This window comes from Rhizobium sp. Leaf341, assembly GCF_001424325.1.
Lineage (GTDB): Bacteria > Pseudomonadota > Alphaproteobacteria > Rhizobiales > Rhizobiaceae > Ferranicluibacter.
Genome location: NZ_LMPE01000005.1, coordinates 264,625 through 288,807, shown reverse-complemented (window position 1 = coordinate 288,807; position 24,183 = coordinate 264,625). Strand labels below are relative to the sequence as shown.

Genomic DNA, 24,183 nt, shown 5'->3' with positions numbered 1-24,183 from the left:
TATCTTCTGACCATTGGACGACGGCGACAGTCTGAACGTCAGCGCGTTCCCGAACAATACAGCAGTAACAGGCCGGCCGCGCTCAGGCTGAACGCTCTCGCGTGGCCAGAAAAAGGAGATCGAAATGACCAAAAGACTTCAAGACAAGATTGCAGTCGTCACCGGTGCCACGAGCGGCATCGGTCTTGCCACCGCCAAGCTCTTCGCCTCTGAGGGTGCGCGCGTCTTCATTACCGGACGCCGCAAAGACGCGCTCGATCAAGCCACTCACGAGATCGGCCACGGGTCGGTTGGCATACAAGCAGATTCTCAGAAGCTTGCAGATCTAGATCGCCTGTTCGCTCAGGTAAAGTCAGATGCAGGTCGCCTGGACGTACTGGTTGTCAATGCTGGCGGCGGCACCATGCTGCCACTTGGTGAGATTACCGAACAACAGGTCGACGACACTTTCGGCCGCAACGTCAAGGCCGTGATCTTCACTGTCCAGAAGGCGCTGCCTTTGATGGGCAACGGCTCCTCCGTCGTCCTTACAGGTTCGACGGCCGGCACTGAGGGAACGGCAGCCTTCTCCGTCTATTCCGCGTCCAAGGCCGCAGTCCGCAATCTCGCCCGCTCCTGGGCGCTCGATCTGAAAGGTACCGGCATCAGGGTCAACGTGGTCTCACCTGGAGCGACCCACACGCCCGGCCTCGTTGAACTGGCCGGAGATGACAAGGCGCAACAGCAGGGGCTCCTCGATGTCCTGGCTGCCCGGATCCCGCTCGGCCGCGTGGGCAACCCGGACGAGATTGCCAAGGCCAGCCTGTTCCTTGCATCAGATGACGCAAGCTTCGTGAACGGCGCGGAGCTCTTCGCCGACGGCGGCCAGGCTCAGGTCTGACACGTAAAGGGAGCGGCTGATAACCGCTCCCAGTTACGGTCGGCTACCTCATAGGAAGACGCTATTTCTGAGCAAGCCTGTTAGTCCGCAAGATCGGTCGAGCGCACAGCACTTGTGCGGGGCTATTTGGTCCTGCCACGGCAAGACAGGATAATGACGACGACGCTACTCAGCACCGTTTTTGCCGCAAGCCCGAGCGGCTCGCCTGCTGCGTTATCAGACGGCGCACAACACTGAGATGATGGCGCGTCGTCGTCCAGAGAACTTCATCAACCGTCGAGGACAACGCGGAGTAGGAGAGCCCTCTCACCTTGATCGAGTGTGTGATCCGTGGAGTTCTTATCGGACCAGGCTTCGGTTATCTGGTCCAGTGGAGGCAAACGAAGGATCGATAGCAACTACCACAATTGAAGCTTGGTGCATGTCGCGAGATAACTGGTGAGACGGGACGATGCGCGTCCTTACTTCGTGCCATGTCTTGCTCGGGACGGCGACGACCACTGGATCAGGCCGACACCTGCGAGGATCAGCACGAGGGCCATGTACCCTGTGGGTGGCACGTTTTCTCCCACAAGTGCCACGCCAATCAGCAAGGCGACGACGGGCGGAACATAGGTGACGCTGGATGCGGCGAGCGCGCCGAGGTTTTCGACAATGTGGTAGTAGGCGACATAGGCGAGGCCAGTACCGCAAAGTCCCAAGCCGAAGATCAGTCCACCGGCGGCGCGGTGGTCGGCAAAGACTTCGGTTATTCCCTGCGTGGGGGTGACAAGGGCGAGCAGGACCATCCCGATCCCGATCTGCCACGTGGTCAGAGCGGCGGCGGGAAGCTTGAGCGGACTGACGAACTTGCGGGCATAGACGAAAGAACACCCGACACTCAGCGAGCCGCCGATCATCCAGCCTATGCCATGGATGTCGATCTCTCCGCTCGCCGACCAAGGCCGAGCGACCAAAAGCACGCCAAGGAAGCCGAGAGCCAACCCAGCGACCTTGCCGGAACCAAGGGGCTCCTCGCGCAAGAACAGGAACGTGCAGACGAGCGTGAAAAGGGGAATGGCTCCGCTCAGCATGCCTGCGATACCCGAGGGCAGGAGAACCGTACCGCGGGCGAAGGCATAGTAGTAAAGCGCAGTCGCCATAAGCGCCATGACGACGAAGTGATGGATATGCCGAAGCTGGCTCCAGCTCAGGTCTCCTCGCCACAGCGCAGAGAGAAAGACTGGTACGAAGCCAAAAATCACTCGCAACATGGTAATCTGCACGGGGTTGATGTGAACGGCGGCCCATTTGACGAAGATGAAGTTCGATCCCCAGATGAGGCCGAGAAAGCAGAACGCGAGAAGCGCAGACCTTTTCATCGGATCACACCGACCTCGTCACGCCGCCGTCGACGCGGATGTTCTGCCCCGTGATATAGGCAGCGCCATCGGAGGCGAGGAATGACACGGTGGCGGCAATCTCGGCGCTTGTGCCGTAGCGTTTCATCGGCACGCTGTCGCGCCGCTCTTCTGTCGAAGGGAGGCTGTCGATCCAGCCCGGCAGCACGTTGTTCATGCGAACGCCGTCCCCCGCGTAGGTGTCGGCGAATACCTTGGTGAAGGAGGCAAGCCCAGCACGGGCTACCGCCGATGTCGGAAACATCGCGCTCGGTTCAAAAGCCCAAGCGGTTGAGATGTTGATGATCGAGCCCGACTTCTGGCTTTGCATGATTGGCGTGACCAGACGAGCGGGTCGCACCGCATTCAGGAAATAGACGTCGATCCCCGCATGCCAGTCCTCGTCCGTGATTTCGAGGATTTGCTTTCTCGGCCCATGACCGGCGCTGTTGACGAGCACGTCGACGCGTCCCCAACGGTCCGTCGCGCCGTCGACCAGACGCTTCAGGTCGTCGGTGGACTGGTTTGAGCCAGTGACACCAAGACCGCCCAGTTCCTCAGCCAATGCCTTGCCTCTGCCGGAGGACGACAGGATGGCGACCTTGTAGCCGTCGGAAGCCAAACGCTTCGCGCTTTCGGCACCCATGCCACTACCGCCTGCCGTGATAATCGCTACCTTTTCTACTGGCATCGCAATTCCCTATCTCAACCGAGGTTTGGCCGTTTGTCTGTTGGCTGCCTCTGAGTTATCATTCGTCCGGTCCGAACACGACGCAGTTTCCTTTTTGTCTGGCAGTAGAAAAACTATCGAATGGCGAACGTTCACGGAAAGCTGCCATCGCTCAATGCCCTGAAGGCCTTCGAGGTGTCAGCGCGTCACTTGAATTTTAGACTGGCAGCCGAAGAACTCGGCGTGACGCAGGGAGCGGTGGCGCAGCATGTCCGCGGGCTTGAAGCGGAACTCGGGGTGAAGCTCTTCGAGCGCAAGCCGCGAACTCTGGCGTTAACGGGAGAAGGCCGGAGCTATATCGCCGACATCCGCCGCGCCTTCGAAATCATCGGGCGGGCGACGGTCGAGCTGAAACCTCAGGCTGTTCGCCTGACAATCAGCACGACGCCCACGTTCGCATCCCGCTGGCTCATCCCGCGTCTTCCCGATTTCACCGCCCGTCATCCCGGCTACGATCTTCACATCCTGGCGACGGAACGGATGTCCAGCTTCCTGGCGGACGGCGTGGACCTCGCCGTGCGATACGGCAAGCCGCCCTTCGGGACAGGACTTGCCGCCGAGCTTCTGTTCGAACAGGAGATCATCGCGGTGGGGAGCCCTGCGCTGCTGATAAACCGGGAGCCGCCTCGGTCCGCCGAAGAACTCGCCGAACACACGCTACTCCACGACGCCCATAATTTCTGGCCCGAGATCATTGAACGTCTGGGTAGTCCGACGGACACCACGTTCAAGGGGATCAGCTTTTCGCAGACCTCGCACGCGATCGAGGCTGCGATTGCGGGTCAGGGGATAGCCTTAGCGAACAGAGAATTCGTCGAGAGGGATCTCGATGAGGGACGATTAGTCCGCGTTCTCGACGGATCGTTGCAAGGGCCCGCGAATTTCTACCTCATATGGCAGAGATATCGGAAAAGCCCTGCAATCGCCGCTCTGGTAGCTTGGTTGATCGCAGAGGTAGCGACCACTGCGTCGAAGGATTAGGACGTCACCTGCGTAGCGTGTAGTTTGTCAAGGAAGGCTGAGGTCCAAACCCAGCGTCCGGCCAAGGACGAAAGCCAAGAGCATCACGGCTACGAGCGCCAGCAGGAAGGCTGCGGCCATTATTGCGCCGGTGCGTAGAGCCGCGCGCCTCTCCTCTTTCTTGCTCTGGTCGTAGTGCCACTTGATGGCGAAGAACATGGCCAAGCCTAGTGCGAGGACCTTGAACGTGACGAAGACTATCGGGACCCAATCCCACATTTTTGTTCCAAGCGGTCGTTAGCAGGTGTCTGTTATGAGGCCCAGGGTATCTGACGATCTCAGGGCACTTCGATCATGCCGAAGCGTTCTTCCAAGGCGGCTGGGAGGGCGCAGCGCGTCGTCCCGTCCACTCATACCGCTACATCTCTCCGACGTTGGAAGTCAGGACGCCTCAGTCCCGATCAGCGTCTGTGGGCACGGTCTTCGGCCTGACGTAGTCGCGATCAATCTTTCCTTCCTCGGCCTTGTAGAAGAACTGGCTGTTGACAAGCCATCCCTTCAACGGCCGGAGCGGCAAGACGCATGACAGAAGGGTCAGAGGCAGCGTTGTGAACAGGTGCAGCCAGGGCGAGGGATTGAAGGCGACCTCGATCCAGCAGGCGACTGCGACAGCCGGCACACAGGTAAAGCAGATCACGAAGAAGGCGGGTCCGTCAGCCGGATCAGCGAAGCTGTAGTCGAGGCCGCAGACTTCGCATATTGGCTTCAGCGTCAGGAACCCATCAAAGAGGTGTCCCCGCCCGCACCGGGGGCAGAGCCCTTGGATACCCGTCTTTACGGGAGGCAATGGGGGCAATTGGCTTGTCATCGATCAATCCTCTATGCGTTTTGTGATCTACCGAGTGGATACGGCAAAATATGTCCATTCAACCTTTGTCCGCACCCGGAGTTGCCGTCTCCTGCGCTCCAGAGTCCGACGGAATCTTGCCTCTCCTGGTTTTGTATGAGAACTGGCTGTTTACGAGCCACCCCTTCAACGGACGCAACGGCAGTACGCAAGCCATCAGAATAATGGGCAGAGAAACAAGGACGTGCACCCACAGTGATGGGCTCAACGCGATCTCGATCCAGGCGCAGATAACAACGGCAACCAGAATGAAAGTGAAGGCGTTCACGAAGAACGCTGTGCCAGTGGCAGGATCGGCGAACCCGTTGTCGAGACCACAGACCTCACATCTCGGCTTCAGCTTCAGAAACCCGTCGAAGATGTGTCCCTGGCCACATCGGGGGCAAAGTCCACGGACACCCGTCTTCATCGGAGAAAGCGGCTGTGGTTGCGTTGTCATCGCTCAAGCCTTTCAATGTCGGCGATTATATGTATTGATTCTACATACAATAATCCGATCAATACAAAAATGTGCAAATTGTCGCACTCGATTTGCGGTCTCGCTCTTCGGTACTGCGCGTATCCCGTGAACCCGTACGAACGCCATGTAGCCGTTGAAACGATCACTTCGTTCCTTGCGTTGGCTGGCCGCTAACACACATTCCAGTTCCCTCAGGGGAATTCGTCGTTCATGACCGCCGTTGCTACGAGCCTATAATGTCCATATAGTTTGGTATTGATTGGATGTAGGGGCCGGAGCGCTGATGACTTCGAAAACATGGTCACCTAAGCTGAGCACAAAGGACGGGCCGATCTATCTGGCGATTGCTGACGCACTGGCCGCCGACATCGCCAGCGGAGTGCTTGCCGAAGGTATGCGTCTTCCGACGCAGCGAAGATTGGCAGAAGACCTCAGTATCGACTTCACCACAGTGAGCCGCGCTTATGCGGAAGCTCAGAGCCGTGGCTTGATCGAAGGGCGGGTCGGTCAGGGGACGTATGTGAAGGCACGGCGAAGCACGCTCTCGCGCGTACAGCCTTCTGGCTTGGTCGACATGAGCATGAACCTGCCACCGCGTTTTCAGAACAGCTCTCTCACGCGCAGAATGTGGGAGGCGGCGGGAGACCTGGAGGATCAGGGCCTCGATCTGCTGATGCGCTATCAGGAGCCGGGAGGCATCATGAGCGATCGCGCGGTTGCAGCGGGATGGCTGTCTCGGAAGCTTCCGGATGTCCCAACGGAACGCGTCCTCGTAGCCGCCGGCGCACAAGGGGCGCTTCATGCGGTACTCAGCGTGCTTACCGAGCCTGGGGATACGGTTTGCGTGGAGCAACTGACCTATCCAGGCTTCCGGTCCGTCGCGTCGCATCTAAGGCTGAAGCTCGTGCCCTTGGAGATGGACGATCATGGTCTGCTCCCGACGGCCTTTGAAGAGGCCTGCAAGGCCTCAAGGCCGAAGGCGCTGTACTGCATGCCGACGCTTCATAACCCCACAACGAGGACCATGCCGCTTGACCGCCGCCGTGAGCTAATGATCTTGGCGCGCGCCTATGATGTTCCGGTAATCGAGGACGATGCTTACAGCGCACTGGTTCCCGATGCGCCCACACCCCTTGCGGCGATAGCGCCGGAGACTGTCTTTCATGTCGCCAGTCTGTCGAAATGCCTGTCGCCAGCGCTGCGCGTCGCCTACATCGTGGTACCGGAAGGTCGCTCCCTCAGGGTCGCCAACGCTATCAGGGCCTCGGCATCCCTCGTCTCGCCACTCACCAGCGCGATCGCTTCGCGGTGGATCGAGACAGGATTGGCTGACGAGGTGCGCGACGAAATAGTGAGAGAGAGTGCAACGAGGCTGCAGGTATTGCGAGCGACACTGCCTGACAATGCCGAGGCTTCCACTGGAGGTTTCCACGCATGGCTTCGCGTACAGGAACCTTGGACACGAGGGGAACTGGTGTCGAGGCTGCGTTCGGTAGGGGTTGGCGTCGTGGCCAGCGATGCCTTCGCGATATCGAGCGCTCCCGAGGCAGTCAGGATCGGTCTAGGTGCTGCGGGTACCGTCGAGGAACTGAAGCGGAGCTTGGCTATCCTCGGTGACCTGCTCTCCCAAGCGCCAGCCACTTCTACGATGGTGGTTTGAGGGTCGCTCCCACAGCGCTTCCCAAAGGGACTTCGCAACGGCCGGCGGCACATCCGTCGTCTTCCTGCACAGTCAACCGAGAAGCAGGACCGGGTATCCGGACGGATAGCGCCATAGCGATCCGCGCTCCCACCGCAAGGTCGTCCTCAACCCCAAACTGCTGATGCATAACGCAGCCGTCGCGTCCAATCAGGATGGACGAGGGGGTGCCTTGCAAGGCGAAGCGCCGCATCGTGATTGGAATATCGGAGCGGTCGTCGGCTAGATCGACACCTACGGGATGCTTGATGCGGTATTCGCGCAGGAAAGCCTTCAAAGTCACGGCAGACATTGCCGCATGGTGCTCGAAGACCGTGTGAATACCTATGACGTGGAGATCGGTATGACCGAAAAGGCGCTCTATGCGCTGGACCTACGGAATGGAATTCGCGACGCATCCGGGGCAGAGAAGCTGGAAGGTGTGAATGAATACCGGACGACCGCGTAAGGCGGTCAGCGTCAAAGGGGCAGGCGTGTTGAACCATTCGCTCACCGCTAGTTCCGGCGCGAGCTTTGTCGATGTCGTAGACATGTCTCTCTTCCTGATGTCGTGGGGCGGAACAATAGACAGGTCGATCCGCCCCCAATTGTTACGCGACGGCTCGGGTGAGCTTCACACCTGGAAAGTCGACCGGCACGTCGAGGGCGACGTTCAGGTAGTTGGTGAACAGGTTGAGCGCGACGTGGGCGACGATCTCGACGATCTCCCCGTCATCGAAGCCTGCGGAGCGCAGCGTGTCGACATCGGCGGTTTCGACCCCCGCCCGTTTATCGACGACAGCGTGAACGAAGGTAAGGGCAGCGGCCGTTCGAGGATCGGCCGAGCGACCAGCCTGTGCCTCCGCCATTTCCTGCGCCGTGGCTCCGGCCTTGCGACCGAGGCCCGTGTGGGCGGCGAGGCAATAGCTGCAGTTGTTGCGGTCGGCGATGGCGACCGCGATCTGCTCGCCGAGCTTGGCACCGAGGCGACCACCGCCCAAAGCACCGAACGCGCCCCAGAGGCTGCTCAGCGCAGCGGGTGAATTGGCCGCGGCTTTGAACATGTTCGGCACCATGCCAAACGCGCCCTTGATCTGGGCAAGCTGTTCCGATGTCTGGCCTGTTGCGTTGGCCGGGTCGATAAGTGTAATTCTGGACATGTTCTTTCTCTCTATTAGCCTGGAGGGGGGAATATGCGGGTTCGTCGATGGCTGTCGGCGGACCCGCGCTGTTCAAGTCACTTCGAGGGCATGACCTTGCCAGGAAGGCTGAGGTTGCCGGAAGCGACCTTGAAGACGTTGCTGACGCACAGGAGCGGGGCGTGCAGGTTGCCGTTGACCTTCAGGCCCGCAGTCACGCCGTCATAGGACGCGCCTGCGATGCCGCCGATCAGAGACAGAGGGATCGTGACGTCGACAGCGTCGCCCTTGAGGATGGTCGGATAGTCGGGGCTGTCGATCAGAAGCGGAACGCCGGGCCAAGTCTCCGGAACCTTGGGTTTGGTGCCTTTCGGAATGTCGATGACCTTGAGACCGCCACCGCAAGCCTTGTCCTTGGCGAGTACCACCCAATGCGGGTGCCAGACATCGCGGTTCTTGCCGCCCTTGGCCGCGTCGTCGAAGTCGGGATGGAAGGTGACGGCGAGCGCGACGATGCCCTGATCCTTGTCGAAGCCGATCTCCGCGCTGTTCAGAGACGTCGGCCAGACATAGGCGTAGACGTCGGAGCCTTCGAACTTGCCCGTGGCAGCGGGCTTTTCCACGCCTGCCTTTCCGCGGACGCGGGTCGAGAAGACCGCAGAGTCTCCCTTGGTCACGATCGTCGTCTCCACGATGTCGAACGACGCCTGTACGGCATCGGCCGGGTCCGCCTTGATCGAATGGGCGCCGGCGGTCGTCAGCCATAGCGAGGCCGTTCCGGCGATAAGCGCGCCGGCTGCAAGTTTCCTGATCATTTCCATATTCTCCTTGTTCTCCATAGCCTGGAGGGGTTGCGGTACTATCCCTGTTGGAAAACGTCCCAGGTGGCTGCCCGTGACGCGGGATCGGCGGCTTCGTGTTCGCGGCAGTCGATGCGGAGGTCCCGCTGTCCGAATGCCGCGTCGACGAAATTGCAGTGATGCGGTTTTGCCGCATCGGAATGAGCGAACGGCGCGAAGTACCGACAACTGGCGCACATGCGCTGGATCGGGATCGCGTCCATTTCCTGCAAGTGTCTGATCATCTTCACCAGCATGATGAGCAGGTCTTCCTGTTCATGTTCAGTGAGAGCTTCGACCGTCCGCTCGGCTAAGCTTTGGGTCGGCTCGCCAACCTCGAGCAACGAATGCCCGTCGGGCGTAAGGCCGACATTGACACCGCGTCTGTCTGTTCCGACGCTACGCTTCGCCACGAACCCCTTGCGCTCGAGAGCGGCGATGGAGTCCGTCGCCGTCGGCTGCGAAACCCCGAGGTTAGCTGCGATTTCCTTGACGGCGAGGCCGTTCTGCCGCCCGTCAAGCAAGTCAAGGATTGCGAGCTGGGTCGGGTTTACGCCGCTGGTCTTTGATCTGTTCCAGTCGTCGATCCGCAGCGCCATTGCGATACGCGAAAGGCCCTCGCGGATGCGGTGATTGACAGAGGTTGGGTTTTTCGGCGTTTCCATACAGCCTATATACATAGGAATCCTATGTGTCGCAAGAAGCATCCCGTTAGTTTAACGAACGATCTACTCCCGGCAGGATGCCTGCAAGAAAAGCGGTCACGATGACGGCTGGGATGAAGGTAAGGTAGGGGAATTCCGGCGGCAGAAGATGGACGAACAGGAACCTGGTGTAGAGGGCGACGGATTAGCTCTACGGTTCGGCTCGGGAGTGCTTGTAGCGGGTGACGAAACCGACCAGCGCCCTTGTTCAGAAGCCCTCTATCGCAGGAGTCCGTCGTGTCCAAACGCATCCCAGCCTTCGAGTTCGGATGCTGGCTCATCCTGACCCGTTGGCTGAGACGAAACGGCACCGAGACCTTTCTTCAACGATCTGGTTAGCTTCGCTTTGTAAGCAGCGCGGCGACGGTTCTCGGTGGCTGCTGCCACGTCGTCCTCTCTCCATTCGTCAACAGCGCCACTGTTGAGTAGGTCTTCCACGATTTTGGGATCGAAGACATGAAAGGTGATCTTCTTTGCACGGCCTGCCAATCGGACTGTTCTCGTTCCCGCACTTGGAAGGCGACCGTCTCCAAGCCAGCGGTGCCTTTCCCCCGGCTTGATCGTCAGGATGTCCTGGATCTCGCGCGGGATCACCGGGAGGCCTTCAATGCCTATCATTGCTGCAGATATAATGCCCGCTGCTGCATTGAACTCAGATTTCGCGCTGGCCGGCATAGCCAGGACAAGCTCTCCGGCCTCCAGAGTGATCAGTTTCTTCGACGATGCCGGCAGTCGGGCCCGCATCTCCAGAAGAATGCCATGCGCGCGAACGGATGAACCGAGCGTCGCCGCTGACGGCAACGTCCAGGATTTCAGGAGTTCGACATCATCTTGTTCGAGCTTCGGCATGACAGTGAGATGGGTCCCCGATCCGTCCAAGTCAACGCAGCGGGACTGAGCCAATAGCAGTGGCTACAACCAGCCAGCGCGCCTAAAGCGCGCGTAAAGGATACCGCACAGCGTCGCTATCACGATCAGCACGACGTAGTAGCCATAGCGTGTGGTGAGTTCGGGCATATTCTGGAAGTTCATGCCGTAGATGCCGGCAATGGCGGTCGGCACCGCAAGGATAGCAGCCCAAGCTGCCAATTGCCGCGTGATCGTCCCTTGCCGCTGTTGCTCCAGAAGGTTTGAGGCCTCAAAGACGGATGTCATGATTTCGCGCAGGCCTCCAACCATGCCCTCTACCCGACGGAGGTGGTCGTGAACATCCTTGAAGAAGGGGCGTGCATTATCATCGACACAGGGAAGTTCGAGATGACCGAGCTTTCCTACAACTTCGGACATGGGCCCGAGCACGCGCTGGAACCGGATGACCTGCCGTCGCATGCGGAAGATCCGTCGGATCTGCTCGGGCTGCAGCAACGAAACCAGAATATGTTTCTCAAGTTCCAGGACCTTGTCTTCCAGCGTCTCGACCATTGGAAGATAGCCGTCCACGACAAAATCTATGATGCCGTGAAGGACATAGTCGGGTCCGTGGGCGAGAAGCCGGGGTGACTGCTCCAACTGATCCCTAAGTGCCTTATGCGAACGCGCCGACCCATGCCTGACAGATACGAGGTGGTGTTTGCCAACGAAGATGCAGGTCTCGCCGTAGGCGATCTTGTCGCCATCCAGGTGGGCAGTTTTGACGACCACGAAGAGCTGCTCACCGTAGACATCGACCTTCGGAACCTGCTTGCCGTTTAATGCATCCTCAACTGCGAGAGCATGCAGACCAAACATGGTCTTTAGACATGACAACTCCCCAGGGGTTGGATCGGTGATCCCAACCCAAACGAATGTCCCGTCTTCGGGTTGGTGGAGTTGCTCCACAAGCGGCACGTCCACCTCGCGTTTGCCGTCACGGTAGAGGTAGGAGGCGACGACTGTCATGAATGGTACCGCTGCGTGTTGAGGTCGGTCACGAGATAGGGGATCAGCGGCAGAATAGCCATTGGTATCGCAGCCGGTCTCGCAGGTTCCGTTGTGCTTTCTAATCGGCGAAGGCACGTGCTCGTGGCTCCTCCCGCGCTACCGAATGATCAGCAACTTGAATGCTAGGCCGTCACGAGGCAAACCAGCCGGTCATCCGGCAGGGCACGCTGCAGCGCCTTCGCCTCAGCCCAGGGCAAGGTCAGCCACGCCTCGACCTCGTCGGGTGTCGTCAGGATCACCGGCATCGCCTTCGGATGGATCGGGCCAACGACCGCGTTGGGCGGACAGGTAAGGAACGCATAGTAGTCGGCGGTGATCAGCCCTTCCTTGACCTTGCGCACACTCGTCCAGTCCTTGACCCAGATGCCGGCGAAGAACATCAGCGGCTCACTCGCGTCGCCCGCAAACCAGGCATTCGGCGTGCGATCGCCTTCTACCTTGGCGGCCGGGTTCGGCTCGGCAAAGCGGGTGAGGGGCACCACGCAGCGGTTCTCGACGCCCAGCCAGCGCGTCCAGTGGCGACTTGCGGTGTTGCGCACATTGGTCGTGCCACCGTCCGGCTCCTGTTTGAGGAGCGCGTCGAAGTCCACGTCCTTGCCCTTGGCCCGCAGCTTGTCCGCCCGCTTGGTCGCGGCCTCGTACAGCGCCTGGCTTGAGCTCGGCATGCCCCATCGCACCGACGCGAGCTCGCGCGCCCCGTCGGCTGCATTGCGCACGATCGGCGCCATCCGATCGGGGTAGACATCCAGCGACGGCTCCATGTTGCCGATGATGTCACGGGCAGCATTGGCAAAGGCGCGGATCGCTTCCTGGTTCGTCGTGATGTTGTAGAGGTTGCACATCTGTTGCTTCCCTTGGGAACGGCTGGTCGAGAGGCCGGGTCGGACGATCCTAGCATGCGGACGCGATTTTGCGAGCAACCACCCCTGTGGAAGGTTGCGGCGATGCGTCCTCCACAGGCCGGTGCATTTCCTGTTGATGATCCGGCTGTGGCTCGCGACTTACCATTCTGAATCAAAAGCGGAATCCTTGGGCTCGCTTCTCGTCCGACTATTTTCCTATTCACGGCGGACTTGACTCCTATCCCGAAAAGAACAAGTCATGAACATCAACTTCGTAAGCGGCATGATGCCGCGCTTGTAACCCGCAAAACCGAGAGGAGTGCGTGATCGATGACGGCTGCCCGCGCACAGGTTCTCACCGAGCTTCGCGACCGGATCGCAACGCTGGAGCGCAGCGTTCCGCGACAGGCCGGCTGGCTGCCGTTCGGTGTGGTGGCCATCGATGCCGTGCTGCCGGGCGGCGGTCTTGCCCGTGGCGCCCTGCACGAAATCGCCGGCGGCGGATCGGGCACGGTCGACGGTGCGGCGGCAGCCCTGTTTGCCGCGGGGATCGCGGCCCGCACGAAAGGCAAGGTCGTCTGGTGTCTCACCCGGCCGGACCTGTTCTTCCCGGCGCTCGCCCAGGTCGGCCTCGATGCCAATCGTGTCGTCTTCGTGGAAGTCGATCGCGAGGAGGATGTACTGGCGTCCATGGAGGAGGGCCTGTCGCATGGCGGTCTCGGTGCCGTGGTCGGCGAACTCGTGCGCCTGCCGATGACGGCCTCGCGCCGGCTCCAGCTTGCCGCCGAGAAGTCCGGCACGCTCGGCCTGGTGGTGCGGCGATGGCGACGTCAGACGGAGGCCAACGACTTCGGCCAGCCGACGGCATCCACCACGCGGTGGCGGGTCAGCGTGCTGCCGTCGGTGGCGCTGCCGGTTCCCGGTGTCGGCCGGCCGCAATGGTTCCTGGAGCTGATGCGGGTCAAGTCGGGAGAATGCGCGGAATTTACTGTCGGAGCCTGTGATGCCCAGGGTCGTATCCATCTATCTGCCGACGCTGCCGACCGATCGCATTCGTCGCGACGATCCGGATATTCCGCCTGAGCAGCCGGTGGTGGTGATCGCGCGCAGCGGCGCCAGGCGCTGGGTGTCGTCGGCGGATGCGGCAGCCGTGACCGCGGGCGTGCGCGTCGGCATGGCGGCGGCCAAGGCACAGGCTCTGTTCTGCGGGCTGATGATGGTGGATGCCGATCCCTCGGCCGACGCACGGGCGCTCGAGCGGTTGTCGCTCTGGGCGCTGAAGATCTACTCGCCCGTCGTTGCCGTGGATGGCACCGACGGCATCGTGCTCGACACGGAAGGCGCCGATCATCTCCAAGGCGGCGAGGCGATGATGATCTCGGGCATCGCCAACCGCTTCCGGCCAAAGGGCCTCACCGCACGCGTCGCCATCGCCGATACATGGGGGGCAGCCCACGCCTGTGCGCGTACCATCACGCGCGAAACGGTGATCGTGCCTGCGGGCCAGACAATAAAGGCCGTCGAGCGCCTGCCGATCTCGCGGCTGCGACTGCCCGAGAAGACCGTGTCCGATCTTCGCACGCTCGGCTTCCGCACGATCGGAGAACTCTCTGCAACACCACGTGCGCCGCTGGCGCTGCGCTTCGGCCCCGAGATCGGCCGCCGGCTCGACCAGATGTTCGGCCGCGTGTCCGAACCGATCGATCCGGTCCGTGACCCCGACCTCATCGTCGTCTCGCGCTCCTTTGCCGAGCCCATTGGCGCTGCCGAGACCATCGACAAATATGTTGGTCGTCTGGTCGTGGAACTCGTGGAGAAGCTGCAGGAGAGGGGTCTCGGCATCCGGCGTGCCGATCTCCTTGTCGAGACGGTGGACGGCACGAGGCAGGCGATCCGGGCCGGCACGGCAAAGCCCGCGCGCGACATCGCCTGGCTGACAAAGCTCTTCCGTGACCGCACCGAGAAGATCGAGCCGGGCTTCGGTATCGAAAAGCTGTCGCTGGCCGCTGTCATTGCCGAGCCGCTGGAGGAGACGCAGAGCGTGTCAACGCTTGTCGATGACACCGATCGCGACATCACGCCGTTGATCGACATCTTCGGCAATCGCGGCCACAGGGTCTATCGCTACGCCGCTGTTGCCAGCGACGTGCCGGAACGTAGCGTGCGCCGGATTGCTGCGGCCGCCGCCGATGTGCTGGAGTCATGGACGCTACACTGGCCGCGCCCGACGCGTCTTCTAGCGCACCCCGACCCCATCGACGTCATCGCGCTCCTGCCCGACCAGCCGCCGGTGTCCTTTACCTGGCGGGGCAAGCGGAGACGCGTCAGGCGGGCGGACGGGCCGGAACGTGTGTTCGGCGAGTGGTGGAAGCGCGACAGCGAGACTGCCGCCGTGCGCGATTACTTCACGCTGGAGGACGAGGCCGGCGAACGCTTCTGGGTGTTCCGCAGCGGCGACGGCGAGAACCTGGCCACCGGCTCGCACCGCTGGTTCCTGCACGGGATCTTCGCGTGAGGTACGCCGTATGAGATATGCCGAGCTCCAGGTCACCACTCACTTCTCCTTCCTGCGTGGTGCGTCCTCGGCAGAAGAGCTGTTTGCGACCGCCCATGCGCTTGGCATCGAGGCGCTGGGGATTGTCGATCGCAACTCGCTTGCTGGCATCGTGCGGGCGCTCGAGGCCTCGCGCACGACCGGCATCCGTCTCGTGGTCGGCTGCCGCCTCGATCTTGCGGACGGCATGTCGGTGCTTGTCTATCCGACCAACCGCGCCGCTTATTCCCGCCTGACCCGTCTTCTGACGCTCGGCAAGGGCAGGGGCGGCAAGGGCAACTGCATCCTGTCGTTCGAGGACCTCGAACTCTACGCCGAAGGCCTCATCGCCGTGCTCGTGCCCGATCTGCCTGACGAGACCTGCGCGGTGCAGCTCCGCAAGCTGTCGGGGGCCTTCAGCGACCGTGCCTATCTCGCGCTGTCGCTGCGCCGCCGGCCAAACGATCAGATGCGGCTGCATGAGCTGGAGATCCTTGCCCACCGCTACCGGGTGCGCACCGTGGTGACCAACGACGTGCTCTTCCACGAGCCGGGCCGTCGGCAACTCCAGGACATCGTCACCTGCATCCGCAACAACACGACCATCGATGAGGTCGGCTTCGAGCGGGAGCGCCATGCCGACCGCTACCTGAAGCCGCCGCATGAGATGGAGCGTCTGTTTCCGCGCCACCGCGAGGCGCTCGCTCGTACGATGGAGATCGTGTCCCGCTGCACCTTCAGCCTGGAAGAGCTAACCTACCAATATCCGGAAGAGGCGATCATTCCGGGCAAGACACCGCAAGAGTCCCTCGAGCACTATGTCTGGGAATGTATCCCAGACCGCTATCCGGAAGGTCTGCCACCAAGTGTCCTGAAAACCGTGCGCCATGAGCTCGATCTCATCCGCACCATGCGCTATGCGCCCTACTTCCTCACCGTCTTCTCGATCGTGCGTTTTGCCCGCTCGCAAGGCATCCTCTGCCAGGGACGGGGATCGGCTGCGAACTCCGCCGTCTGCTACATCCTCGGCATCACCTCGATCGATCCGGAGACTAACGATCTCCTGTTCGAGCGCTTCGTCAGCCAGGAGCGGGACGAGCCGCCGGATATCGATGTCGACTTCGAGCATGAGCGGCGCGAAGAGGTTATCCAGTGGATCTACAAGACCTACACGCATCAGAAGGCAGCGCTCTGTTCCACCGTCACGCGCTATAGGGCAAAGGGCGCGATCCGCGATGTCGGCAAGGCGCTGGGCCTGCCGGAGGATCTGATCAAGGCGCTGTCGTCGGGCATGTGGTCGTGGTCGGAGGCGGTTAGCGAGAGGAACGTCAAGGAGCTGAACCTCAATCCTGACGATCGGCGGCTGGTGCTGACGCTGTCGCTCGCCCAACAGCTCATGGGTGCGCCGCGACATCTCGGCCAGCATCCGGGTGGCTTCGTGCTGACCCATGATCGCCTGGATGATCTCGTGCCCATCGAGCCGGCGAGCATGGCCGACCGGCAGATCATCGAGTGGGACAAGGACGATGTCGAGGCGCTCAAGATGATGAAGGTCGACGTGCTCGCGCTTGGCATGCTCACCTGCATGTCCAAGGCCTTCGACCTCATCCGCGAGCACAAGCATGAAGACCTCGATCTCGGCAGCCTCCCTCAGGAGGATGCCGCGACCTATGCGATGATCCGCAAGGCCGACACGCTCGGCACCTTCCAGATCGAAAGCCGGGCGCAGATGGCCATGCTGCCGCGGCTCAAGCCCCGGACCTTCTATGATCTTGTCGTCCAGGTGGCGATCGTGCGGCCCGGCCCCATCCAGGGCGATATGGTGCATCCCTATCTCCGGCGCCGCGAGGGCAAGGAGAAGGTCGAGTACCCCACGCCCGAGCTCGAGTCCGTGCTCGGCAAGACGCTCGGCGTGCCGCTCTTCCAGGAAAGTGCCATGCGGGTCGCCATGGTCTGCGCAGGCTTTACGGGTGGTGAGGCCGACCAGTTGCGCAAGAGCATGGCGACCTTCAAGTTCACAGGCGGGGTCTCGCGCTTCAAGGACAAGCTGGTCTCGGGCATGGTCAGGAACGGCTACCCGCCGGAGTTCGCGGAAAAAACCTTCAGCCAGCTCGAAGGCTTCGGGTCCTACGGCTTTCCCGAAAGCCATGCCGCGTCCTTCGCGCTGATCGCCTACGCCTCCAGCTTCGTGAAGTGCCATCATCCCGACGCCTTCTGCGCGGCCCTCCTCAATTCCCAGCCGATGGGCTTCTATGCACCGGCACAGATCGTCGGTGACGCGCGTGCGCATGGTGTCGAAATCCGCCCGGTCTGCGTCAACCGCTCCCGCTGGGACTGCACGCTGGAGAAGGTGGCGGGCACCAAGATGCGGGCTGTGCGTCTGGGCATGCGGATAGTGCGGGGGCTCGCCGCTGCCGATGCCGCCCGGATCGTCGCCGCCCGCATGGACGATCCCTTCGAAAGCGTCAACGACATGTGGCGGCGCTCCGGCGTGCCGGCGGCCTCGCTCGTCGAGCTGGCGGAGGCAGATGCCTTTCTGCCGAGTCTGAAGCTTGAGCGCCGGGACGCGCTCTGGGCCATCAAGGCGCTGCGCGACGAGCCCCTGCCGCTGTTTGCCGCCGCGGCCGAGCGCGAGATGAAGGCGATTGCCGAACAGCAGGAGCCGGATGTGGCGCTGCGCCAGATGACGGAGGGGCACAATGTGGTCGAGGACTATGGCCATGTCGGCCTGACACTGCGCGAGCATCCGGTCGCGTTTCTGCGGAAAGAGCTTACCAAGCGCAGCATGGTTACTTGCGAGGAGGCCATGACGGGCAGGGACGGGCGCTGGGTCTACACGGCCGGCCTCGTGCTCGTCCGCCAGAAGCCGGGATCGGCGAAGGGCGTGATGTTCATCACCATCGAGGACGAGACGGGGGCGGCCAATATCGTGGTCTGGCCAAGCCTGTTCGAGAAGCGCCGGCGCGTGGTGCTGGGGTCGTCCATGATGGCGATCAACGGGCGCATCCAGCGGGAAGGGGAGGTCGTTCACCTCGTGGCGCAACAGCTCTTCGATCTCTCGGGCGACCTGTCCGCATTGGCGGACATGGATGCGGCATTCAAGGTCACGTCAGGGCGTGGCGACGAGTTCGCGCATGGCTCCGTGGGCGGGGGCGATGCGCGGGACCGGCCGAAGAAAGCGCCGCAGCCGCGGGACATCTTCGTACCCGATCTGCATATCGATACGCTGAAGGTGAAGGCGCGGAACTTCCATTAGCAGGAGACTAACCGAATCCTTGAGGGAACGAAGCAACATCCCGGCAGGACACGGCCGCAATCCTTGAAGCACTATGGCCGAGTGCGCATCTCTCACAGATTTGCAAAACACTGCCACGCGATTCCTGAACTCAAAGCTTTTTTTGAATCCTGTAAAGATTAACCGATTTATATAAAATTGAGATTTTTGTTTAAAAAGAAAAGGATTGGCCGGGTTATCCGAAAATAGTGTAAATTGTCAACAATTATGGTTTCTCCATACTACAATTTCCTTTGTATGTAAATTATAAATTCGATTATATCCTCATATAAATAATGATTATCGACGTTTACATCATAAGTTATTATCTACATGCTCCATTCGTCACCGATTCGTGGAGGGGAAATGATTAGGGGTTGCAACTTGGAAGCCTCGCTATCGAGTAGTCCGCTGGCAATAGCTGAACAGTGGAGCGTCCATTTCCTGGCTGGGTTTCGAAGTTGCCGTGTCTTGGGTTTGGAGGCCTCTGATGACTACTCGGGTTCCCAGCGACTCTCAGATACCGATCAAGACGATATTGGTGGCGCATGAGAATGCGGCCGGCCACGATAGTTTTCCCTCGTACTAAGCTGGTCCGCCGTGGAGAGCGGCTCATCGTTTATGACAGGCAGGGAAGGATCGTGCTGGCAGCCACAATGTTCCTCTTGCACCTTCTTACATACGGAAGGTCTCCGAAGACGGTGCTTCAATACGGAGGCCAGATTGTGTCTGTGCTCAGAGTTCTTGAAGTTTCGTCCATTGCTTTGTTTGAGGTCAGCGAAGATACCCTGCTGTTGCTTCAAGCTCATGCGCTCACTGTAAGAGGAGCAAAGGTTCGCAGTTGGAAGAATGTACTTTCGGTCTTTCTAAGGATGCTCGTTTTCGCGGAATCGCAAGGGTTATGTCACGGAATGATCGGGACTAACCGCGAAGGATCCAGAGATTTTCGTATTTCCCTGATGTCCGAAGAAGGCGTTAAACACGAACTGCTCAAGCAGCGCGGCGAAAAGAAAGACGTCCCGGATCTTCCGGCGGATGGCGAATTTGCGCTTGTCGAAGCGGAGATGACCTCTGCCAAGTCTTGGGTACTCCGGAAACAGCGACACGCGATGATAGCGCTCTTACATGGAGGACCGCTTCGCAGATCGGAGCTCACGACCTTTGGAAAAGCCGACATACCCTCTGCTGCGGAATTTAGGTGCCTCTTGGAAAAGCTTCAGAAGGAAGGCAAGCCGCCTGTGATGGAGATCACATTCTGGCGCGCTAAAAAGCAACGAGATCGGCGAAGGCGCGCCTATATGTCTGTAAGCCTTGTCCGGCAATTGATAGAGTTTCGTGATGAAATCCGTCCACGGCTGCTTAAGGAAGGCTTGGACCCGCCCGAGCTCTTCGTCTCTTCCAAAAGCGGCGTGGGTTACCTCCCGCAGTCGATCACCAATTTGGTGAAGGCCGCCGCGAAGGTTGCGGCTCTTAAAAATGGAGAGCATTTAAAGAAGATCCGACCTCATTTCTACAGACACAGGTCTGCCACGACGAAAATCAAAGAATACCTGGCTGCAGGCATGGATGTTGTCAAAGCTTGTCTGTTAGTTCAGGCCGAAATGGACGTGACCTTTGATGTTATGTGTCATTATCTGCACATCGCACAGGAGGAAATGAACGTGGAGAGCCCAGAGTTCATGAAGGCATCGACTGCCTTTGACAATCTCGCGAAGCTTCGATGGAGCCTATCTGACGTCTTAGGAGGCGACTTTCGCCAGCGAAGGAGGTAGGTGTCTTGGCAACGCAGTATGTCGACCTTAACAAGCTCAAATTTGTGGCCGGGAAAATCAACCCAACGAGTTACGGCGAGTTGTTCGTCTACTCTTCAGCTCACAGTTCAGAACGAACTCGGGTCTACTTCAACTTTAGAACGTGCTCTGGTCTGGGACCCCTGGCGGCGAAGCTGGCGGCAGAGTTCACAATCTGGACGGCACCAAAAGAGAAAGGCTCTGCTTTAGCCGCTTTGGTCCCCATCCGGGGATGGATGAGATATCTTTCCGACTTAGCCAGGGTTGACGGATCAAATACTACCGATTGGACGGCCCAAAAGTGGGGTTTGCAAACCGGTGAGTGGTTGCTTTCTATCCTGTCAGATCCTGACCTCGGAGATAGAACCAAGAACCAGTACCGTTCGAATGTGCATGCCTTTGTTGCTCGGATGCAGACAGCAGGCGTGCTTCCTGCCTTCAGAATCTTAAACGGCATCAAAAAACCGGAGGGGGGGAAGAAGCTGTCTATCGCACTGGTTAAAAAGGCGCTTCGAGACGGCGAAGACATTCATATCATCGACGTTGCCACTCGCGATGCCCTTTCGGAACTGGATAACTTAAACGATCTGACCGACTCCGCGCAGGTTCTGCGGCGGATAGACCTTCTTCTAGGTGCGACGAGGAAGGCGATCGAAAACCGAATCCGACATTTCTGGTACGATTGGCAGGAAGCTCGTCAAATCGTTTCAAGCGGTATCTTCGACCCCATAGGCTTCCTTGAGAGACATTGTGTTTCCCGCGAGCCGTTGAAATTGCGACGAGGTTGGAAGTATGAGCTGACGGACGACACGGACATGATCGCCCTCTTACAGCATCTTTACGACGGTATCATTCCAATCGATGAGCCTGGCAACCCGTTAGTTCGTTGGATCTATAATCAATACTCGGTTCGTCACATCCGGAATCTGCTTCACTCAACTCCAGACAACGTGATCCCCTTTCTTGTCACCATGCTCATCGATCGTCCGATCGAAGTGTCGTACGCGGCTGGATTTGCGGTCGATGCGATGAGGAGTACGGCTAATCCCAACAATATGAAGATTACTTACGTCAAGAAGCGAGCAGGACACCGGATGATCACAACAATCTGGGCGTCTGGAGACGATCGTTCCCTAGCTTCAAGTAGCCGACGATCCATCGATCCGGCAACCGCTTTCCGCTGCGTGCAGAGCATGCGAGAGCCTTTGATCAAATTCGCCGAGGCCCAGGATGCGGATAAGCTTTTCCTGGTTCTCGGGAACGGTGGGACGCGCAAAACTGTAAAAGCTGTTTCTCCCAGGGCTTGGCTCGATGCCTGGGACCGGTTCAGGGCTGGTGATCCGATACTTACCCGCTATCGTTTCACATTAGATAAGATCAGACCTACCTTAATCCTGCGAGCGTATATCGTTTCCGGGGGAGACATCTTCGAAGCGTACAGAGTGGCGCAGCACAAGCTGCTAGGCACGACGCAGCGATATCTCAATGAGCAGGTGAGCGAGCAGCTCAGTGCCGAAGATGCGCGGAACGTACAGGGCGCGATAAGTTTAAAGATATTGGAGAAGCGCCCCGAACTAAGGGGCGACCTGCGGATCAACGAGCAGAGCGCCAAGCGGGTTCTGCGTCAAGCCGCGAATCTCGGGTTTCTGGAACATAACAAAGAAGCTGAAAATGTTCGCGAGGAGGTTCAGTCGGAACTCGTGCGGTTCTTTCTTACCGGTGAAATCATCGTGCTCGAGGATCCGGAAGTGGCTGCAGAACTTATTGTATTCAAGGAACATCTCGTGACCGAGCTACCGACCTTGAAGGGACATCCAGACTATGAGACCAGTTGGCTTCCTCTTCTTGTATTCCTGAATGCCGCTATCGAAGCCATGCTTCCAGACGTGCGCCAACGTGGCCGGAAAGTGGCTGCGGAAATGGGAATTGAATATCTGGAGCCGCCAATTGTCTGAAAGGCTTTCCGCTCCGCGCACCGTTATCGGCAGCATCGAGGGCGACCCTAATGCAAGGCTGCTGGTGCCTATGGAGCGACCCGCAGGTCTCTTGGGGGGATGGGATGATATCGAGTGGAAATACAGCTTGTTGAGATCTGGGCGGCCGATGATCTTTCGCTGGCGTCGTGTGATGGCGAACGGCAAGTCGATTCGTCACAACGACAACCGGAAATATTGGGAGCTCGCCCGGAGATATCAAACAGTACTTAGGAACGAGCTGCACCCGAACGGCAGAAAGATTGCCCTCTCGACTGTTTTTCAAAAAACATACACCGTACTGGCTATATGCGATTACGCTATAAGGTTGGGACTTTCATCCTTAGAAGAATTTAACAGCCGGCACTACGAAGGCCTTTTGGCCGAGTTCAACGAAGGTAGGACAGGTTTTACTCAAAACACCGTAACGCGGGGACGGCTACAGACTACCTTCAACGTTCTCGATGATCTTCATACGCTTTTCGCTCGCCCCCTCGAAGATGGGCGCTTCTTGTTGAACGACGGCTTCAGGTTTGCTTGCCTTCTTTCTGCAGACGACCGGAGAGCTATGGCACGAAAAGGGAAAGACACTGGTCAGACAGACGATGTCCCAGAGGAGGTCGTCTTCGCGCATGTAGCTGCGGCAGTGGAGTACGTTCAGCTCTATTCGGAAGACATAATGCAGTTGAAGAGGCGAGGGCTGGAGGCACAGCAAAAAGTGCCGGACAGCAAGCGAGCGCGTCCAGGTGAGATAATTGCATATGTTGCTCGAACACTGCTGGATGCTTTACTCAGATCGGATCGAAGAAAAATATTTTCTGGAAATACCGTAAACAAAAGGAAGCTTGGGTCCATTTGCGGCATCGAAGTTCAAACGCTCTATAAAGAGAGGTATTCAGGCATGATATCCTCAGTAGAACGTTGGCTAAATGTTCCAAGTGCCGCAGCATTCTCCTCAGCCCAAGCTTATCTTGTTGCTGAGATCGAGCAATTTAACAAGCTCGACGCGCGTACCCCGAAACAGCGGAACACCGCTGCGTGCGTCGGCCTACCGTTCTCTGGAGAAGATGGAGAGTTTGCACCGTGGCCACTAACGGCGCTTGGGTCGAGTGGCGTTTCTGGCAGTAGCGTTGAGGAGGCAGTGACCGACCTTTGGACGTCCTGCTACCTCCTCATCCTTGCATATATAGCAGTTCGGCTAGAAGAAGGCTTGACGATAAAGGTCGACTGCATTGTCGAGCGTATCGACGGCCCTTACATTAGGTATCGCACCTCCAAGGCTGCCAATACGGAAGGGGGCTCACTCGTCGAGCGGCCATGTCCTGACATTGTCGTACGCGCAGTGCAAGTGCTGACGGAGCTAAGTGCTGAGGCTCGAAAGAAGCATAATACCAAAGACCTTTTCTTCGTGGAACACAGGCACGGCGCGTCGAATCTCGAAGACAGTACCGTTCGACAGCGACTTAAATTGTTCGGCAGGCGCACAGGGGCAAGTTCCATAGAAGGTGAAGGGCATCGAGCCGTGGTGCCCAACGAGATGCGAAGATTCTTCGCCACGATGTGGGTTAATTACTACGAATATGCTGGTAAGTACGAGTCGTTGCGCCGGTTCCTGAACCATGCATGGATTACGACCACTGTCCGTTATGGCCTCCGAAGAGACGATGTGCCGCGACTGTCGCAAGCTCAGGCAAAACTGTCGGCAAAGGTTCTGTACCGTAAACTACTGGACGGTGCGGGCGAGCTTTCTAATCTGCCTGGAAGCATCCTTCCTTTTCTCGACAAGCTTCGGGTGCGCGCGCTACCGTTGGAGGAGATGTCAAGGGAGCTGGCAGACTTTGTGGAGGACCAAGGAGTGGAATTGTTTCCAATGGCTTGGGGCTACTGCGCGTGGCATCACTCTGCCGCCTTATATGCAAAATGCTTAGAATTCGAGTTGCGCAAAGCTGGCACAGATAGAATTGATGCGGAGAGATCCTGCATCAACTGCGATGGATGCCAAAATCTCTTACGGGATCACGTTTTTGATCCCTTCTACGAAGCCGGTGCAGAGCGCCACGCACGCATCGCCGCAAACCCTCGCGCATCTCGCGCTCTGCGCGCTGTGGCAAACCGTTTCGTTGAAATGGCCGGCCGTGCTTTGAGTAAGGTATTTTAGGTATGCAGAAATTTAGG

At 59.1% G+C, this 24,183-nt stretch carries 21 protein-coding genes; 10 read left to right on the top strand and 11 right to left on the bottom strand.

What is annotated here, in order from left to right:
* Positions 1–124: 124 nt before the first annotated feature.
* Positions 125–880 carry an SDR family NAD(P)-dependent oxidoreductase gene (locus ASG03_RS08600; protein ID WP_062693276.1) on the top strand — a complete coding sequence of 252 codons (756 nt, stop codon included), beginning with the start codon at positions 125–127 and terminating at the stop codon, positions 878–880.
* Between the two features lie 461 nt (positions 881–1,341).
* On the opposite strand, the gene ASG03_RS08595 is transcribed toward ASG03_RS08600, so the two are convergent.
* Together ASG03_RS08595 and ASG03_RS08590 are read right to left on the bottom strand one after the other, a co-directional pair.
* Complete coding sequence (locus tag ASG03_RS08595; protein WP_062693275.1) at positions 1,342–2,241, bottom strand: DMT family transporter; 900 nt, start codon at positions 2,239–2,241, stop codon at positions 1,342–1,344.
* 4 nt (positions 2,242–2,245) lie between these two features.
* Positions 2,246–2,950, bottom strand: a complete 705-nt coding sequence (locus tag ASG03_RS08590) for an SDR family oxidoreductase (RefSeq protein WP_062693274.1) — start codon at positions 2,948–2,950, stop codon at positions 2,246–2,248.
* Positions 2,951–3,070: 120 nt separating this feature from the next.
* Here ASG03_RS08590 and gcvA point away from each other — a divergent pair, with 120 nt between their 5' ends.
* The gene (gene gcvA, locus ASG03_RS08585) at positions 3,071–3,970 is read left to right on the top strand and encodes a transcriptional regulator GcvA (protein WP_062693273.1); all 900 of its coding nucleotides are present in this window, start codon (positions 3,071–3,073) and stop codon (positions 3,968–3,970) included.
* Positions 3,971–3,997: 27 nt separating this feature from the next.
* On the opposite strand, the gene ASG03_RS08580 is transcribed toward gcvA, so the two are convergent.
* From ASG03_RS08580 to ASG03_RS08570, 3 genes are all read right to left on the bottom strand, one after another.
* Positions 3,998–4,228, bottom strand: coding sequence for a hypothetical protein (locus ASG03_RS08580; RefSeq protein ID WP_062693272.1), 231 nt, complete (start codon positions 4,226–4,228; stop codon positions 3,998–4,000).
* Between the two features lie 172 nt (positions 4,229–4,400).
* Positions 4,401–4,817, bottom strand: a complete 417-nt coding sequence (locus tag ASG03_RS08575) for a DUF983 domain-containing protein (RefSeq protein ID WP_062693271.1) — start codon at positions 4,815–4,817, stop codon at positions 4,401–4,403.
* Between the two features lie 58 nt (positions 4,818–4,875).
* Positions 4,876–5,295 carry a DUF983 domain-containing protein gene (locus ASG03_RS08570; protein WP_062693270.1) on the bottom strand — a complete coding sequence of 140 codons (420 nt, stop codon included), beginning with the start codon at positions 5,293–5,295 and terminating at the stop codon, positions 4,876–4,878.
* Between the two features lie 304 nt (positions 5,296–5,599).
* On the opposite strand from ASG03_RS08570, the gene ASG03_RS08565 reads away from it, so the two are divergent.
* Together ASG03_RS08565 and ASG03_RS22185 are read left to right on the top strand one after the other, a co-directional pair.
* Entirely contained in the window at positions 5,600–6,976 is a 1,377-nt protein-coding gene (locus ASG03_RS08565; RefSeq protein ID WP_062693269.1) for an aminotransferase-like domain-containing protein, read from the top strand.
* Positions 6,977–7,256: 280 nt separating this feature from the next.
* Complete coding sequence (locus ASG03_RS22185) at positions 7,257–7,463, top strand: hypothetical protein (protein WP_156381772.1); 207 nt, start codon at positions 7,257–7,259, stop codon at positions 7,461–7,463.
* Positions 7,464–7,605: 142 nt separating this feature from the next.
* Here ASG03_RS22185 and ASG03_RS08555 read toward each other — a convergent pair whose 3' ends face one another.
* The 6 genes from ASG03_RS08555 to ASG03_RS08530 form a co-directional block, all read right to left on the bottom strand.
* Positions 7,606–8,154 (bottom strand): carboxymuconolactone decarboxylase family protein, encoded by a 549-nt coding sequence (locus tag ASG03_RS08555; protein ID WP_062693268.1) that lies wholly within the window; start codon positions 8,152–8,154, stop codon positions 7,606–7,608.
* Between the two features lie 77 nt (positions 8,155–8,231).
* A complete protein-coding gene (locus ASG03_RS08550) occupies positions 8,232–8,948 on the bottom strand; it encodes a hypothetical protein (RefSeq protein WP_062693426.1) in 717 nt (238 codons plus the stop codon).
* A gap of 44 nt (positions 8,949–8,992) precedes the next feature.
* Positions 8,993–9,637, bottom strand: a complete 645-nt coding sequence (locus ASG03_RS08545) for a MarR family winged helix-turn-helix transcriptional regulator (RefSeq protein ID WP_062693425.1) — start codon at positions 9,635–9,637, stop codon at positions 8,993–8,995.
* 258 nt (positions 9,638–9,895) lie between these two features.
* Positions 9,896–10,525, bottom strand: coding sequence for a hypothetical protein (locus ASG03_RS08540; protein WP_062693267.1), 630 nt, complete (start codon positions 10,523–10,525; stop codon positions 9,896–9,898).
* Between the two features lie 63 nt (positions 10,526–10,588).
* On the bottom strand, positions 10,589–11,554 hold the full coding sequence (locus tag ASG03_RS08535; protein ID WP_062693266.1) for a magnesium and cobalt transport protein CorA: 966 nt from the start codon (positions 11,552–11,554) through the stop codon (positions 10,589–10,591).
* A gap of 164 nt (positions 11,555–11,718) precedes the next feature.
* Positions 11,719–12,438: an SOS response-associated peptidase gene (locus ASG03_RS08530; RefSeq protein ID WP_062693265.1), complete on the bottom strand. Its 720-nt coding sequence runs from the start codon at positions 12,436–12,438 to the stop codon at positions 11,719–11,721.
* A gap of 330 nt (positions 12,439–12,768) precedes the next feature.
* On the opposite strand from ASG03_RS08530, the gene ASG03_RS08525 reads away from it, so the two are divergent.
* From ASG03_RS08525 to ASG03_RS08500, 6 genes are all read left to right on the top strand, one after another.
* Complete coding sequence (locus ASG03_RS08525; protein WP_062693264.1) at positions 12,769–13,521, top strand: ImuA family protein; 753 nt, start codon at positions 12,769–12,771, stop codon at positions 13,519–13,521.
* A complete protein-coding gene (locus tag ASG03_RS08520; protein WP_062693263.1) occupies positions 13,442–14,953 on the top strand; it encodes a Y-family DNA polymerase in 1,512 nt (503 codons plus the stop codon). The genes ASG03_RS08525 and ASG03_RS08520 overlap by 80 nt, the downstream gene beginning before the upstream one ends.
* Positions 14,954–14,963: 10 nt before the next feature.
* Positions 14,964–18,227 carry an error-prone DNA polymerase gene (locus ASG03_RS08515; protein ID WP_062693262.1) on the top strand — a complete coding sequence of 1,088 codons (3,264 nt, stop codon included), beginning with the start codon at positions 14,964–14,966 and terminating at the stop codon, positions 18,225–18,227.
* 659 nt (positions 18,228–18,886) lie between these two features.
* On the top strand, positions 18,887–20,017 hold the full coding sequence (locus ASG03_RS08510; protein WP_156381771.1) for a hypothetical protein: 1,131 nt from the start codon (positions 18,887–18,889) through the stop codon (positions 20,015–20,017).
* A gap of 5 nt (positions 20,018–20,022) precedes the next feature.
* The gene (locus ASG03_RS08505; protein WP_062693260.1) at positions 20,023–21,990 is read left to right on the top strand and encodes a hypothetical protein; all 1,968 of its coding nucleotides are present in this window, start codon (positions 20,023–20,025) and stop codon (positions 21,988–21,990) included.
* Positions 21,962–24,166, top strand: coding sequence for a tyrosine-type recombinase/integrase (locus ASG03_RS08500; RefSeq protein ID WP_162241368.1), 2,205 nt, complete (start codon positions 21,962–21,964; stop codon positions 24,164–24,166). Before ASG03_RS08505 ends, ASG03_RS08500 begins: the two co-directional genes overlap by 29 nt.
* Positions 24,167–24,183 lie beyond the last annotated feature (17 nt).